The sequence below is a fragment of the Limimaricola cinnabarinus LL-001 genome, assembly GCF_000466965.1.
Classification (GTDB): domain Bacteria; phylum Pseudomonadota; class Alphaproteobacteria; order Rhodobacterales; family Rhodobacteraceae; genus Limimaricola; species Limimaricola cinnabarinus.
Genome location: NZ_BATB01000046.1, coordinates 1 through 12,967, shown reverse-complemented (window position 1 = coordinate 12,967; position 12,967 = coordinate 1). Strand labels below are relative to the sequence as shown.

Below are 12,967 nucleotides of genomic sequence, written 5' to 3'. Positions count from 1 at the left end.
CTAGCTCAGCATGGTCTGCATCAGGTCGGCCTGGCTGGTCGACATCGCCGCAAGACCGCCGTCGATCGTCGATTGCGCCGCCTCGATGTCGGCGGCGGCGGTCTCGATCATGCCGTCGGCGAGAAAGGCCACCGCCTCGCTGGCGAGCTGCGTCAGGCCCACGCCGGTCGCCGGGGCGCCGTCCTCGACGAAGCCCGCCTGATGCAACAGCGCGTCGCTGAAGGCCTCGCCCTTGGCCATGATCTTGGAATCGACGCCCAGCTCCTCGATCGAGGCGAGATTGGCCAGCAGGTTCGAGCCGGTCACGACCTGCGCGTCGGGCAGCGCGGCGATCGCCTCCTTCAGCAACTCCACCCGGTCGGAATCGCCCAGCACGTTGATCTGGTCGATCCAGTTGAGGGTGGTGAAATCGCCCTCGATGATCAGGACCTTCAAGAGGTCGATGCCTTCGAAGACATCGAGCCCGAGCACCTCGCGCCCCAGCGCCTCGGCTCCCTCGGCCAGCGCCTTGCTGGCCTGCGCGAGCGCCTTGGGGACCGCCGCGGCCATGTCCTGCCCCTGCGTGTGGATCCGTGCCTCGTTGTAGCTCAGGTTGTCGGGCGCGGCGGTCGGCGAGGCGGCGCTGGCCGGAACGGCGTCGGCCTTCGGCGCGGGCTCGGTGACAGAGGCCTTCGGAGCCGCCGCAGGGGGCGTCGCCGGGGCCGATACCGGGGCCGATACCGGGGTTGCCGTCGCAGCCGCCTCCGGGGTCGACGCGACGACCGATTTCTGGACCGAAGCCGAAGCTGACGTCTGGGTCGCTTCCGGGGCTGAGTTCTGGGACGACGTCGTAGCCGTCACCGGAGCCGATGTCTTGATCGCCTCCGGGGCCGAGGTCTGAGACGAAGCCGTCACCGGAGCCGATATCGGTTGCGGGGCCGACGCCGCCGAGGTTGCCGGAGCCGCGCCGGACGAGACCGCCTGCGTTTCGGTCAGGGCCGCGGTCGCCTGCGCGCCCACGTCGCTCGCGGGGGGCGCCACCCCGGCGGTTGCCGCATCCTTGCCGACGGGGCGCGCCGCCGCCAAGGTGGGGCCCGCAGATGGCGCGGTCGTCACGATGTCGTCGTCGAGCAGGAGGTTGCCCTGCCGGATCAGGTTGGCGTCAATCATGTTCCCGCCGACCACGATCAGATCGAAGGTCCAGCCGAACTGGTTGAGCACCGCGAGGTTCTCGATCTGGTTCTCACCCGCTCCGAGACGCAGGCTCGACGATGGCAGATCGATGCGCAGGCTGTCGGTGTCGCTGGCGAAATTGTACTGCTGGACCCCGTTCACCTGCACCAGATCACCCGTGATCCGGGCGATCGCCCAGTTGCTTGGCTGCTGATCGGCATGGTCGGGATCGCGGGGGACGGGGTTGGAGGCGCTGGTGACCGAAACGGCATTCTGGATCATCGACGGCGCTTGCGGAGAATGCGTTGCCTGCGCCGGGCCCGTGACGGTGTCGCGGTCGAAGGTGGCGTTCACCTGCGAGATCGCCGTGATCTCGCGCGCGTCGCCCTCCACGACGATCAACGGCGCGTCCAGCCAGTTCGATGTGATCGAGACCTCGTTGATCAGCTGGTTGCCCCCGGTCACCACGAGCGGCGTCTCCTGCGCGTCGCCGGAGGGCGATGCCTCGTCCTGAAGCCCGTTCATCGCCTTGTCGAAGTCGGCGACCTCGCCCGACACCACGGTCTTGATGGTCGTCGCCTGATCGCCGGCATTGCCCTGCGCGACCAAGCCATGACCGGCGGCTTCGGTGCCGGAGGCGTCGTCGTCCGCGCTATCGCCCTCCACCGCATCATCGTCGGAACCCGTTTCGTCCTCGGGGATCGTGTCGGCCGCCTCCTCATCCTCCTTCTCACGGAGAACGCGGGCAGCAGGTCGTGCCAGTCGGGCAGCGTCTCGGCCACCACGCCATCGACATGCACCCCAAGCGTCTCGCCCCCCTGCAGCACGACGCCGCCCAGCGGCGATGTTGCAAGCTGCGCCGCCGCCTCCGTGATCTCGGCCGTCAGCTCGGCCCAGTCGAGCGCCCCGATCGAGCTGCCCGACAGGGCCTCGAACGGAGAGGGCAGCGGCGAGAGCGAGGCAAGCTGTTCGCTCAGCACCTGCAGCATATCCGCCAGATCCGCCGCCAGCGCCATGCCGGCCGCATCCGCCAGGCCGAAGGCGTCGGCATCCTCGAGCCGGTTCGACATCCAGAGCATCGCCGCGACGCTCGAGGGCGGCGGGATCTCGATCCCGGTCATCGGCTCGGGCCGGGCCATCTGCGTGACGGGGGCCATCTCGATCCGCAGCGTCAGGCCCGAGACGACCTCGATCACATGCTCGGGGCCTGGCAAGGGCTGTGGCGGGGCCACGGGAATGGCGAAGGGTGAGGGGGGAAGCGGCTGATAGACGATCTGCGGGTCGAGATCCTCGATCTCGTGCGTCGGTGTCAGACGGAGCCCCTGAAAGTCGAGCGCCTCGCGCTCGGGGTCGGGCTCGGGCAGCACCGGGATATCCTCGTAATCGGCCCTGATGCGCCCGATCTCGTCGGACAAGGCAAAGTCGCCGATGAAATGCGCGATGATTTCGGTAATTCGATCCATCGACATGTTCTGGTCCCTGCTTTTGGTGCGTGGCACCCGCCAGGGAGGTGGCGGGTGCCGTTGGTGCCTGCGGGGAAGTTTCCCGCCGACCCGCCGGGAGGAGGGCGGATGGCGGGACCCGGGGCCGGGTCGGACCGGCCCCGGGGCGTGTTGGCGGCGGCTTACATACCGTCGCTGTCGTCGCCGACGTAGTTGGAGCTGAACGAACCGCCGACCACGTTCATGTCCACCGTATTGCCGAGCACGTTGGCGCCCATCACGATGTCCTGGTTGAAGGCGGTGGTGTCGACCTGCGCCGCGGCGGAGGCGTAGGATTCCCCCGTCACGAAGCCGTCGTCGCCATTCGACGAGCCCCATGTGCCGGCATGTCCGGCGCTGCCGCCGGCACCGGTCATGGCGTCGCCGCTGGCACCGCCGATCCCGTCGCCACCATTGGCGCTGCCACCATTGGCGACCCCGCCTTGCGCCATGCCGCTGGCGCCGCCGATGGCTTCGGCCATGCCGCCCGCTCCGCCGGCACCCGACATCGCGTTGACATCGCCGGAGGCTGCGGTGTTGACGTCGACCATGGAGGCCGCGTCGGCCATGCCTCCGTCGCCGGTATCGATGTGCGCGTCGTTGTCGGCCATCGATTCCGCGAGCGCCTCTGCCGCGAGATCCGACATCCCGCCATAGCCGCCCATACCGTCGGCCATGCCGTCGGCAGTGCTGCTAGAGGTCGAGTCGGTGTCGGAGGTGCTGGCGCCGCCCTCGCCCCCGGTCGACGCGGCGTCGGACGCGCCGTCGGCCGTCTGATCCGCGTGGTTCTCGGCCATCGCGCCGGCATCGCCGCCAAGCGCTTCACTGCCGCCGGTGCCGCTGCCGGTGGCGTCGGCGTCGTTGGTCGCCGAGCCTGCCGCACCCGCCCCACTTTCGGAGTCGGTCGAACCGGTGCCCGACACCGTTGCGTCGTCATCGGTGTTGGCGTTGCCCGATCCACCGTCGCCGCCCGTGCCGTCGGCCGTCGCATCGCCCGAGACCATGCCGGTCAGCGCCCCGTTGGTGGCGTTCGTCGCCCCGCCTGCGCCAGTGGTGTTGCCGTCCGAGCTGCTTCGACCATCGGCCATGGCGTCGTTGTCGGCGCCGCCGTCACCGCCTTCACCGCCATCGGTTTCGGCATGGCCCATGGCGTCGGAGGTGGCGTCGTTGTCGGTGCTGGCGTTGCCGCCCATCACCGCGCCGGTCGCTCCGTCGTTGCGGGCTTCGCTCGACCCGTCGCTGTTCGAGGTGCCACCGGTGCCCGTGGCGTCGCCGCCGGTGCCGCCGTCATTGTCGGTCTCGGCGTCGCCGCTCGAGTCCGCGGTGTGGCCGTTCTCCGCCGCGCCGCCGTCCCCGCCATGGGCATCGGAGGCGTTGCCGGTGTCGGCCGAGGCCGTGTCGGCGTTGGTCGCGTCGCCGCCGGTCCCGTCGCCGCCGTCACCGTCGGTGGTCGCATCGCCGGACACGTCGCTGCGGCTCATGCCCGTCGTGGCGTCGGCCGCACCACCGGTGCTGTGGCCGCCGGTGCCGGTGCCGGTCGCCGTGCCGTTCGCATTGGCCGGTCCCGTGTCGCCGGTGTTCGTGCCGCCATCGCCGCCGCTGGCGTTGTCGGCGCTGGCGGGAGAGTGGTTGCCGGCCGTGTCGACATCGGGTTCGGCGCCGTCGCCATAGGCGTTCTGGTCGTTGTCGTTGTGGGCTTCGCCCGCCGCGGCATCGGCATGGCCATCGCCGTCGGCGGTGTCGCCATCACCCGCCTCGGTAGCGGCGTCCGAAGAGACCGTGCCATCGGCGTCGCTGTCGGCGTCGTTCTCGGCATCACCGGCTTCGCCATCGCCCGCATCGGCCGAACCATCGGTCTGGGCGTCGCTGTTGCCATCGGCGTCGCTGGCGGTTTCACCGGCGTCGCCGGCCTCAGCGTAGCCTGCGACGTCGATCTCGCTGTCGCCGGTCGCGTCGCCGTCGCCATAGCCGCCATCGCCCGCTTCGGGCTCGGCATTGGCATCGCTCTCGGCGTCGCCCGCGCTGTCGGCACTCTGGTCGTTGTTGCCGCTGTCACCGGCCGCGGTGTCGGCATCGCCATCCGCATGGGCGTCGCTTTGGGCATCGAGGGTGCTGTCGGCCTCTCCGCCATCGCCGCCATCGCCATCGCCGTCGGCGGTGGCATCGGCCTCGCCGCTCACGTCGGTGTCGACATCGCCGGTTTCACCGCCGGCGGCGTCCGAAACCGATTCGACATTGCCGTCGCCGCGCCTGCGGCATCACTCGCGGACTCGCCACCATCGCCGCCGTCGCCGGAGGCGTCGCTTTCGGTTTCGCTTCTGCCATGGACCCAGACGTCGCCGTCGATCTCGCCGCCGTCACCGCCCTCGCCCTTGGCCTTGGAGAAGGTCAGGCCGAGGCCGAGGCCGTTGCCTTCGCTGTCGGCCGCGCCGCCTGCCCCGCCATTCGCGGCGCTGTCGTTGTCGGATGTGGCGGTCGTGGCCTGGGTCGCGCCGGCGTCGCTGGCACCGCCATAGCCACCCTCATCATCCGATGCCGCTTGGCTTTGGCTGTCGGACCGAACGTCGGCAGTGCTGTTGACATCGCCGCCTTCGCCGCCATGGCCATCGGCGGCCAGGTCCGCGTCGGTGTCGGACATGGAGTCGTTGGAGGAGTTGTTGTCACCGCCATCGCCGCTTGCGGCCTCGGTCGCCGTGTCGACCGATCCACTGTTGGTGTGATGACCTTCGGCATCGATCTCGGCGCTGTCGCCACCGTCACCGCCGGTCGCGCCGGCATCGCCGCCGTCACCGCTATTGCCCCCCATGGAGGACGCATCGGCCGAACCGCCGGCGGCCCCGTGGCCGTCGCCGCCCATGGCGTCGCATCGTCGCCGCCGTCACCGCCTTCGCCGCCACTCTTGATGCCTTCCTCGGCATGAGCGTTGCCGCCATTGGCGTTGCCGTTCTGGTAGAACTCGCCAGAGTTGTCGACCGTGGCCTCATCGAGCCTGTCATTGTCCTCGAGGTTGTTGGTCAGGACGTTGATGAAGCCCGCATCGTTGCCCTCGCCATTGAGCGAGTCGTTCAGCATGGCTTCCATGTCGAGATCGTCGCCCGGGTTGTAGCTCAGATCGCCATTGGCGGTGATGACGTCCCCGGTCGTGGAGTCCTGCAGGTCGAGATCGACCACGTCGTCATCATGCTCGGACGTGCCGTCCAACTCGATGCCGAGGTCCACGTCGACATCCACGTCGACATCGACCTCGCTGCTATTCTCGTTGTCGTTGTCGTTGCGGTTGGAGCTGTCGCTGCCGGAATGGGCATCCGCGCTGGCGCTCGAGGTCGCGTCGGTCTCGCTCTCGTTCGCGTTCGCGTTCGTGTTCTCGTCGTGGTTCTCGTTGGAGTTCTTGTTCTTGTTGGCGTTGTAGTTCTTGTCGCCGCCATGGCCGTAACCGTGACCCTGGCCTTGATCGCCTTCGTCGCCATTTTCGGAGTAACCGTCTCCGTTGTCCTCGGGCGCGGAGGATTCGACGATGGCGTCGATGTCTCCGCCGTCGACGACCTCGCTCGGGGTCGAGGTTCCGTCACCCCAACCGATGATTGTGCTGTTGTTGCGTGTGGCCATGGTTCTGTCTCCGGACAAAAGGCTATCGCCGCACCGCCACTCATCTTGAAAGCGGTAAATCGAGATAGCCGGTTGCAATGGGATGCAAATGATGAACGCCCCGGACAGGGCGGCAGAAATCACAAAGCAAACTTGCCTATCGGCTACTGTTAAAAGTTCTGCCTGATCGGGGCATCATCTTCGGCTGTGCAAGAGCGACGGCATTTCACCTCGATCGTGGTGATCCCTATTTCGGGACCCAGCCGATGAAACGAGATTGCGCGGATTGTCGGCGCGGATCAGCCCGGAGATTCGATGTAATAGCTGCGAATACAACGTCCCGCGACGGGCCGCAGAGAACGCTGGCCAGCGCCGAGGTTAACCTTTATCAAGAGAATGTGATCGAAACAGCTCCCAAAACAGCTTGTTTTGGAGGCACTGCTTGAGGGGTCCGAACTCAAGTAACCCTTTGTGAACGAATTTCATATCCCGCGCGCGCCATAGGCGGGAGCGGGATGCGCGACCTGACCGACTACGGAAATCCGGACCTATCCTATCGGTCTATGGGGAACTTGCGCTGTCAGCCTTACTATCGAAATCCTACGAACATCGATTCAACTCACCATTTTCATTTTGCGAGTTACCTATGTCGAATCGTGACCCCGATCCCCATGATGATCTATCCTCCCCCCCTTCCGAGCCCGGAAAACTCGTCATTCCGATGCTGGGAAGCGAATTCTGTTTCCCGAATGATCTTCTCAGAACGCTTTGTGCTGAATTCGACAGCGTCCTGTTCACGAGGGCCAAGGACCTCGCGGAAATCGACCGCCTGAAGCCCGAGCGCGGCGACGTGCCGCTGCTGATCGTCGATGAGGCCTATATCGAGACCCAGGCCGACATGCTGGCCGCGGCGCAGGCGCGGGCACGGACATGCTGGTCCTGGCCTATGGCGGCCACCCGCCTGATCACGAACTGCTGCGACAGGGTCTGAACGATCACGACCCGCCTCGGCTGGGCCTGCTGCCGCTCAACGTGCGGATCGACGTGCTTCTGGCGATGGTGCGGCTGCTGCTGTGCGGCGAGATCCTAGTGCCGGAGCCGATCCTGCGCGCGCTTTTGTCGGCCGGGCCCGTGGCGGCGCCCCGGAACGGGCCGGCCGACCCGGCCATCCGCGACCTGACCCGCCGCGAATGGGAGGTGCTGGCCCTGATCGCCAAGGGCAAGCAGAACAAGATCGTGGCCGCCGAATTAGGCCTGTCCGAACACACGGTCAAGCTGCACATCCATCATCTGATCAACAAGCTCGGCGTGTCGAACCGCACCGGGGCTGCGATCTGGTTCCTCGCGCAGGGGGAGGCGGGCGGGACGCCGACCAGTTCGACATGACCGCCCCCGCGCCCGAGCCGCCAAACAGCGGCGAGGCCGGGCTGAGCGCCTTCGACCAGCTGCTGCTGCTGGTCGGGCGCATGAACTACAGCTGGACCAACACCGAAAGCCTGCTGATTCACCTGATCGCGGGGTTGGCGGGCACCTCCAAGCAGACGGCGGTGATCATCTACCTGACGCTCAACACCACGCGGGCGCGGGTCGATCTTGTGGACCGTCTGGCCAAATCCGGCACGGTGTCCGCCGAGCTGCGCCAGCGGATCACCGACCTCACCGCCCGCATCCGCAAGCACCAGTCACTGCGCAATCATTACAGCCACTCGATCTATTCCTTCGACGCCGAGACCGGCGCCACCCGCACCATCACCATGCGCATCGCCGATCGCAAGGACGCGCTCAAGATGGGCCGGAGCGACGATGTCGATGCCGAGGCGCTGACCCGGATCAAGGACACGATCGAGGCGCTCAAACTGCTCAACCACGAGATCTGGGCGCTGGTGCTGGAACAGGGCTATCCCGCCTGACGCAGGCCCGTGTTCCGGGTGCGCCTCAGATCTCAAGACCGGCTCGACGCGGACATGGCTGCGCTCGGCCGTATGGATCGCGCCGCAGCGGGCCCGCTCGGGTCGCCATGCCGCGTTGGGGCTTGTCACGGCCCCCGCGCGGTCCAGCTTCAGCGCAATTGCCCGAAACAGGAGTGGATCATGGCCGAACGCACGCTTTTCATCACCGGGGCCTCGTCGGGGATCGGCGCCGCCACCGCCCGCGCCGCCGTGGCCGCGGGCTGGCATGTCGGGCTGATGGCGCGCAGCGCCGACAAGCTCGACGCCCTCGCCCGCGATCTTGGCCCCCAAGCCATGCCCCTGCCCGGCGACGCGACCGATGTCGCGAGCCAGAGCGACGCCGTGGCCCGGCTCGTCGCCGAAAAGGGCGGCCTCGACGCCGCCTTCGCCAATGCGGGGCGCGGGCTCGACACGCCGGGCACCGAGGCGGGCGATCCCGCCGAATGGCGCGCGATGATCGATCTCAACATCATGGCGCTGCTCTACACCGCGCGCGTGACACTGCCCGAGTTGAAGAAGCGCAAAGGCCACCTCGTGCTGACCGGCTCGGCGGCGGGCAAGAGGCACATCGCGGGCTCGATCTATGGTGCGACCAAGTGGTTCGTCCACGGTTATGCCGGCAACATGAGCGAGGAGATGCGCGAGTGGGGCGGGCGCTGCACGGTGATCGCGCCGGGCATGGTCGACACGCCGTTCTTTTCCGAGCCCAAGCCCGACAAGATCCAGCCCGAGGATATCGCCCGCGCGGTGGTCTTCGCGCTCGAGCAGTCGCCGACGGCCGATCTGCGCGAGATGTTCATCATGCCGACCGGCTGAGGCGGATCACCCCAGATCGCCCTCGATGCCCTCTTTCTGTTCGATGGCGAAATAATCCGACCCGTGCGAGATGATGCAGCTCAATCCCTCGGGGGAGGTCAGAAGCACGGTGAAGCTGCCGCTTTCGGGGTTCGACCATAGCTCCAGCATCGCCTGCGAGCGGCCCTGCAGCCCGGCCCCGGCAAGGCTCTCGGCATAGCGGTTCTCAAGCTTGTCGACAATGTAGTCGCGCGGCGCGCAGCCCTGCGCGGTGGCAGGCGGGGCTGTGGCCGCCATCCCGAACAAAAGCCCCGTGGTCATCAGTCGCTTGAACATGTCGCCCTCCGTCTGCGCATGGTGAGGCGGGAGGAGGTCATGCTGCGAAGATCACGGCCCACCCCTACCGCATCAAGGTCGAACGGCCGGGAAACACGGGGGAGCAAAACGAAGCGCTCCGATCACGGATTTTCCCGGCCGGCAAGGCGTCGCCGCGCCGCGTCTCAGGGCAGGGTGACCTCGCCCGTGATCTCGTTGGTGTAGCCGCCATCCTCGGTCGGCCCGGCATCGAAATCGCCGCCGCCCGTGGCCCCGTCCCATTTGCCGGTGCCGCCCATGACGGTCCATGTGCCCATGGTGCGCCCGGTTTCGCCCATCCCGGTCCCGGTCCAGCTGATGGCGCTGATGTCGCCATCGGCGTCGGTCAGGTGACAATATCCCTGCCCGCTCATCGCCCCGGCCTCGACCATCGCCGCGCCGAAGCAGGGCCCTGACAGGCTGGACATCGGGTGATCCTCCTGCCCCATCTCGAAGCTGTCATAGCTGCTTTGGGTGTGCACGAGGATGAGATCGTCGCGCACCGGCATCTGCTCGCTGCCGACGCTGCCCATGCCGGTGCCATTGGCGGGGTAGGTCTCCGCGAGGGCGGGGGCGGCGCCGAACGCCACGAGGGCCATCGTCGCAAATCTGGAGATCGTCATCGTAGTCTCCCACTTGTCAAAGCCGGGCCGGAACGATGGCCCGGTGCCCCTTTATACCACGACTCGCCCGTTTTCCGGAGCGCCGAGCCCGAACGCGAAACGGCGGCCCCCTTTTCGGAGGACCGCCGTCTGCATTCGAAGCCCCGTGTCAGGGGGGCGAAAGGGAGGGCCGGATCAGGCGGCGCGGGCCGCGTCGCGGGCGATCTGGTTGATCGTGCCGCGGGCGATGCCCAGATCGGCGAGGTCGCGATCGGTGAGTTGGCTCAGCTCGCGCTGGGTCTGGCGGTAGACGCGGTTGCGCTCGATGGCGGCCTTGACGCGGGCGGTGATCGCGGTGAGGCCGCGGTCTTCGGTGTTGTAGGTGGTGCGCTGGTCGATGGTGGCGTAGGTCATGTCAGTATCCTTGATCTTCGGGTCCGTATGGCCCTTGTCTCGGGCCTGATCGGCGCGTCGCGTATTCGCCGCGTCGTTGATCCCTAATTGGTAGCGATAACGGCCGAGCACCACCCCGATCCGCCGTAGACCCGCCATGCGCTGCCTGCATGGGCCGCGCGGCTCAGCGACCGGCGGTCCAGTCGAGCACCACCTTGCCCGAACCGCCGCCCCGCATCGCGTCGAAGCCTGCCACGTAGTCGTCCACCGACATGCGGTGGGTGATGACGCCGCGCACGTCGAGGCCGTTTTCCAGCATCGCGATCATCTTGTACCAGGTCTCGAAGATCTCGCGCCCATAAACGCCCTTGATGGTGATCGCCTTGAACACGATGCGCGACCAGTCCACCGGCGACTTGCCCGGCGGGATGCCGAGCATGGCGATCCGCCCGCCCATCACCAGACGCTCGACCATCTGGTCGAGCGCGCGCTGGTTGCCCGACATCTCGAGCCCAATGTCGAAGCCCTGCTTCATCCCGAGGCGCGGCACCACCTCGGCGAGCTCCTCCTCGGCCACGTTGACCGGCACCACGTCGGCGACGCGGGCGGCGAGCGCGAGGCGGTCGGGGTTGATGTCGGTGATGACGACATGGCGCGCGCCGACATGGCGCGCCACCGCCGCCGCCATGATGCCGATCGGCCCCGCGCCGGTGATCAGCACGTCCTCGCCCACCAGATCGAAGCTGAGCGCGGTATGCACCGCGTTGCCCAAGGGATCGAGGATCGCGCCGATCTCGTCGTCGATGGCGTCCGGGAGGGGGACCACGTTGAACGCCGGAAGCCGCAGGTATTCGGCGAAGGCGCCCGGCTCGTTGACGCCGATGCCGCGGGTTTCGGGGTCGAGGTGAAACTTGCCCGACCGGCTCTGGCGCGACTGCTTGCCGATCAGGTGCCCCTCGCCCGAACAGCGCTGGCCGATCTCGAGATCGGTCACGTTGCGCCCCAGCTCGACGATCTCGCCCGCGAATTCGTGGCCCGTCACCAGCGGCACCGGCACCGCGCCCTGCGCCCACTCGTCCCAGTTCCAGATATGCACGTCGGTGCCGCAGATGCCGGTCTTGTTGACCCGGATCAGCACGTCGTCGGGGCCGATCTCGGGCACCGGCACCGTCTCGCGCCACAGCCCCGGCTCGGGCCGCGCCTTGACCAGAGCGGTCATGCCATTGGGGCGGCTCATTCGATCACGCCCAGTTCGCGGCCCGCCTGCGCAAAGGCATCGAGCGCCGCATCGAGGTCGTCGCGGGTAAGGGCCGCGTTCATCTGGGTGCGAATCCGCGCCGCGCCCTTGGGCACGACCGGGAAGAAGAAGGCCGAGACATAGACGCCCAGCTCGTCGAGCCTTTGGGCCATCTTCTGCGCCAGCTTGGCGTCGTGCAGCATGACGGGGATGATCGGATGCTCGCCCGGCAGGATCTCGAAGCCAGATCGGTCAGACCCATGCGCCAGTATTCGGCGTTCTCGAAGAGCTTCGCGCGCAGATCGTCGCTCTGCTCGATCAGGTGCAGCGCCTCGAGCCCGGCGGCGCAGACCATCGGCGGCAGCGCGTTGGAGAAGAGATAGGGCCGCGCGCGCTGGCGCAGCAGGTCGATCACCGGCTGCGGCCCGGCGATATAGCCGCCGATCGCACCGCCCAAGGCCTTGCCCAGCGTGCCGGTCAGCAGGTCCGCCTTCACGCCGAAATGCGCCGGCGTGCCCGCCCCTTTCGGTCCCATGAAGCCGGTGGCGTGGCAATCATCGACCATCATCAGCGCGTCGTACTTGTCCGCCAGCGCCCGGATCTCGTCGAGCCGCGCGAGGTAGCCATCCATCGAGAACACCCCGTCGGTGGCGATCATCACGTGGCGCGCGCCCGCCTCGCGCGCCTCCTTCAGCTTGGCCTCCAGATCCCCCATGTCGGAATTGGCGAAACGGTAGCGCTTGGCCTTGCACAGCCGGATGCCGTCGATGATCGAGGCGTGGTTGAGCGCGTCCGAGATCACCGCGTCCTCGGGGCCGAGCAATGGCTCGAACAGCGCGCCGTTGGCGTCGAAGCAGGCGGCGAAGAGGATCGTGTCGTCATGGCCGAGATACTCGGCCAGCCGCTTCTCCAGCTTGCGATGCAGATCCTGCGTACCGCAGATGAAGCGCACCGAGGCCATGCCATAGCCATGCCGGTCGAGCGATTCCTTGGCGGCATGGATCAGGTCGGGGTGATCGGCGAGGCCGAGATAGTTGTTGGCGCAGAGATTGATGACCTCGCGGCCGTTCAAATCCACGCGCACGCCCTGCGGCGAAGTGATCTCGCGCTCGGTCTTCCACATGCCCTCCTCGCGGATCTCCGAAAGGCGGGTCTCGATGTCTTGCAGAAAGCGGCTCATGGAGGGTCCTCTCAACGGCACGGGCAGGCCTCGACTCTATGCCCGCGCGCGTGGCTTGCAAGCTCTGCCGCCACGGCAGCGTCAGCCGAGCGCCACCAGCCGGATCTCCCCGTCCCAGACCGTCTCCAGCCGCCGCGCCGCCTGCCACGCCCGAAGCCCCGAGCCGGCAGCATACGCACCGCGCGGGCGACCGTCGGCACGGGCGCGGGCCGTAACCCCCGAGGCCCTCGACCGGCAGC

11 protein-coding genes and 1 pseudogene are annotated in these 12,967 nt (G+C 67.7%); 4 read left to right on the top strand and 8 right to left on the bottom strand.

Annotation, left to right across the window (positions count from 1 at the left end):
- The 3 genes from MBELCI_RS13765 to MBELCI_RS21825 form a co-directional block, all read right to left on the bottom strand.
- Complete coding sequence (locus MBELCI_RS13765) at nucleotides 1-1,818, bottom strand: hypothetical protein (RefSeq protein WP_045320190.1); 1,818 nt, start codon at nucleotides 1,816-1,818, stop codon at nucleotides 1-3.
- 958 nt (nucleotides 1,819-2,776) lie between these two features.
- Nucleotides 2,777-4,813, bottom strand: coding sequence for a beta strand repeat-containing protein (locus MBELCI_RS19450; RefSeq protein WP_021694853.1), 2,037 nt, complete (start codon nucleotides 4,811-4,813; stop codon nucleotides 2,777-2,779).
- Nucleotides 4,814-5,021: 208 nt separating this feature from the next.
- Nucleotides 5,022-6,239 carry a hypothetical protein gene (locus tag MBELCI_RS21825; RefSeq protein WP_021694852.1) on the bottom strand — a complete coding sequence of 406 codons (1,218 nt, stop codon included), beginning with the start codon at nucleotides 6,237-6,239 and terminating at the stop codon, nucleotides 5,022-5,024.
- A 700-nt stretch (nucleotides 6,240-6,939) separates the two neighbouring features.
- On the opposite strand from MBELCI_RS21825, the gene MBELCI_RS13745 reads away from it, so the two are divergent.
- The 4 genes from MBELCI_RS13745 to MBELCI_RS13730 all read left to right on the top strand — a co-directional run bounded on the left by MBELCI_RS13745 (nucleotide 6,940) and on the right by MBELCI_RS13730 (nucleotide 8,983).
- On the top strand, nucleotides 6,940-7,209 hold the full coding sequence (locus MBELCI_RS13745; protein WP_021694851.1) for a hypothetical protein: 270 nt from the start codon (nucleotides 6,940-6,942) through the stop codon (nucleotides 7,207-7,209).
- Nucleotides 7,149-7,604, top strand: a complete 456-nt coding sequence (locus MBELCI_RS13740) for a response regulator transcription factor (protein ID WP_052512738.1) — start codon at nucleotides 7,149-7,151, stop codon at nucleotides 7,602-7,604. Before MBELCI_RS13745 ends, MBELCI_RS13740 begins: the two co-directional genes overlap by 61 nt.
- On the top strand, nucleotides 7,601-8,128 hold the full coding sequence (locus MBELCI_RS13735) for a hypothetical protein (protein ID WP_021694849.1): 528 nt from the start codon (nucleotides 7,601-7,603) through the stop codon (nucleotides 8,126-8,128). The genes MBELCI_RS13740 and MBELCI_RS13735 overlap by 4 nt, the downstream gene beginning before the upstream one ends.
- 180 nt (nucleotides 8,129-8,308) lie before the next feature.
- Entirely contained in the window at nucleotides 8,309-8,983 is a 675-nt protein-coding gene (locus tag MBELCI_RS13730; RefSeq protein WP_021694848.1) for an SDR family oxidoreductase, read from the top strand.
- A 6-nt stretch (nucleotides 8,984-8,989) separates the two neighbouring features.
- Here the strand turns inward: MBELCI_RS13730 and MBELCI_RS13725 are convergent, their stop codons facing one another.
- From MBELCI_RS13725 to MBELCI_RS13705, 5 genes and pseudogenes are all read right to left on the bottom strand, one after another.
- Nucleotides 8,990-9,298, bottom strand: coding sequence for a hypothetical protein (locus MBELCI_RS13725; RefSeq protein ID WP_021694847.1), 309 nt, complete (start codon nucleotides 9,296-9,298; stop codon nucleotides 8,990-8,992).
- Nucleotides 9,299-9,462: 164 nt separating this feature from the next.
- The gene (locus tag MBELCI_RS19445; RefSeq protein ID WP_021694846.1) at nucleotides 9,463-9,939 is read right to left on the bottom strand and encodes a hypothetical protein; all 477 of its coding nucleotides are present in this window, start codon (nucleotides 9,937-9,939) and stop codon (nucleotides 9,463-9,465) included.
- A gap of 174 nt (nucleotides 9,940-10,113) precedes the next feature.
- Complete coding sequence (locus tag MBELCI_RS20025; protein WP_045320193.1) at nucleotides 10,114-10,332, bottom strand: DUF1127 domain-containing protein; 219 nt, start codon at nucleotides 10,330-10,332, stop codon at nucleotides 10,114-10,116.
- Nucleotides 10,333-10,495: 163 nt separating this feature from the next.
- The gene (gene tdh, locus MBELCI_RS13710) at nucleotides 10,496-11,548 is read right to left on the bottom strand and encodes an L-threonine 3-dehydrogenase (protein WP_021694844.1); all 1,053 of its coding nucleotides are present in this window, start codon (nucleotides 11,546-11,548) and stop codon (nucleotides 10,496-10,498) included.
- Nucleotides 11,545-12,728, bottom strand: a pseudogene (locus MBELCI_RS13705) (glycine C-acetyltransferase). Before MBELCI_RS13705 ends, tdh begins: the two are co-directional and overlap by 4 nt.
- Nucleotides 12,729-12,967: the final 239 nt, after the last annotated feature.

Excerpts from the sequence above, each read along its gene's own strand:
- MBELCI_RS13745 (WP_021694851.1), top strand. The coding sequence starts at position 6,940 with ATGCTGGGAAGCGAATTCTGTTTCCCGAATGATCTTCTCAGAACGCTT.
- MBELCI_RS13740 (WP_052512738.1), top strand. The coding sequence starts at position 7,149 with ATGCTGGTCCTGGCCTATGGCGGCCACCCGCCTGATCACGAACTGCTG.
- MBELCI_RS13730 (WP_021694848.1), top strand. The coding sequence starts at position 8,309 with ATGGCCGAACGCACGCTTTTCATCACCGGGGCCTCGTCGGGGATCGGC.
- MBELCI_RS13725 (WP_021694847.1), bottom strand. The coding sequence starts at position 9,298 with ATGTTCAAGCGACTGATGACCACGGGGCTTTTGTTCGGGATGGCGGCC.
- MBELCI_RS19445 (WP_021694846.1), bottom strand. The coding sequence starts at position 9,939 with ATGACGATCTCCAGATTTGCGACGATGGCCCTCGTGGCGTTCGGCGCC.
- MBELCI_RS21825 (WP_021694852.1), bottom strand. The coding sequence starts at position 6,239 with ATGGCCACACGCAACAACAGCACAATCATCGGTTGGGGTGACGGAACC.
- MBELCI_RS20025 (WP_045320193.1), bottom strand. The coding sequence starts at position 10,332 with ATGACCTACGCCACCATCGACCAGCGCACCACCTACAACACCGAAGAC.
- tdh (WP_021694844.1), bottom strand. The coding sequence starts at position 11,548 with ATGAGCCGCCCCAATGGCATGACCGCTCTGGTCAAGGCGCGGCCCGAG.
- MBELCI_RS13735 (WP_021694849.1), top strand. The coding sequence starts at position 7,601 with ATGACCGCCCCCGCGCCCGAGCCGCCAAACAGCGGCGAGGCCGGGCTG.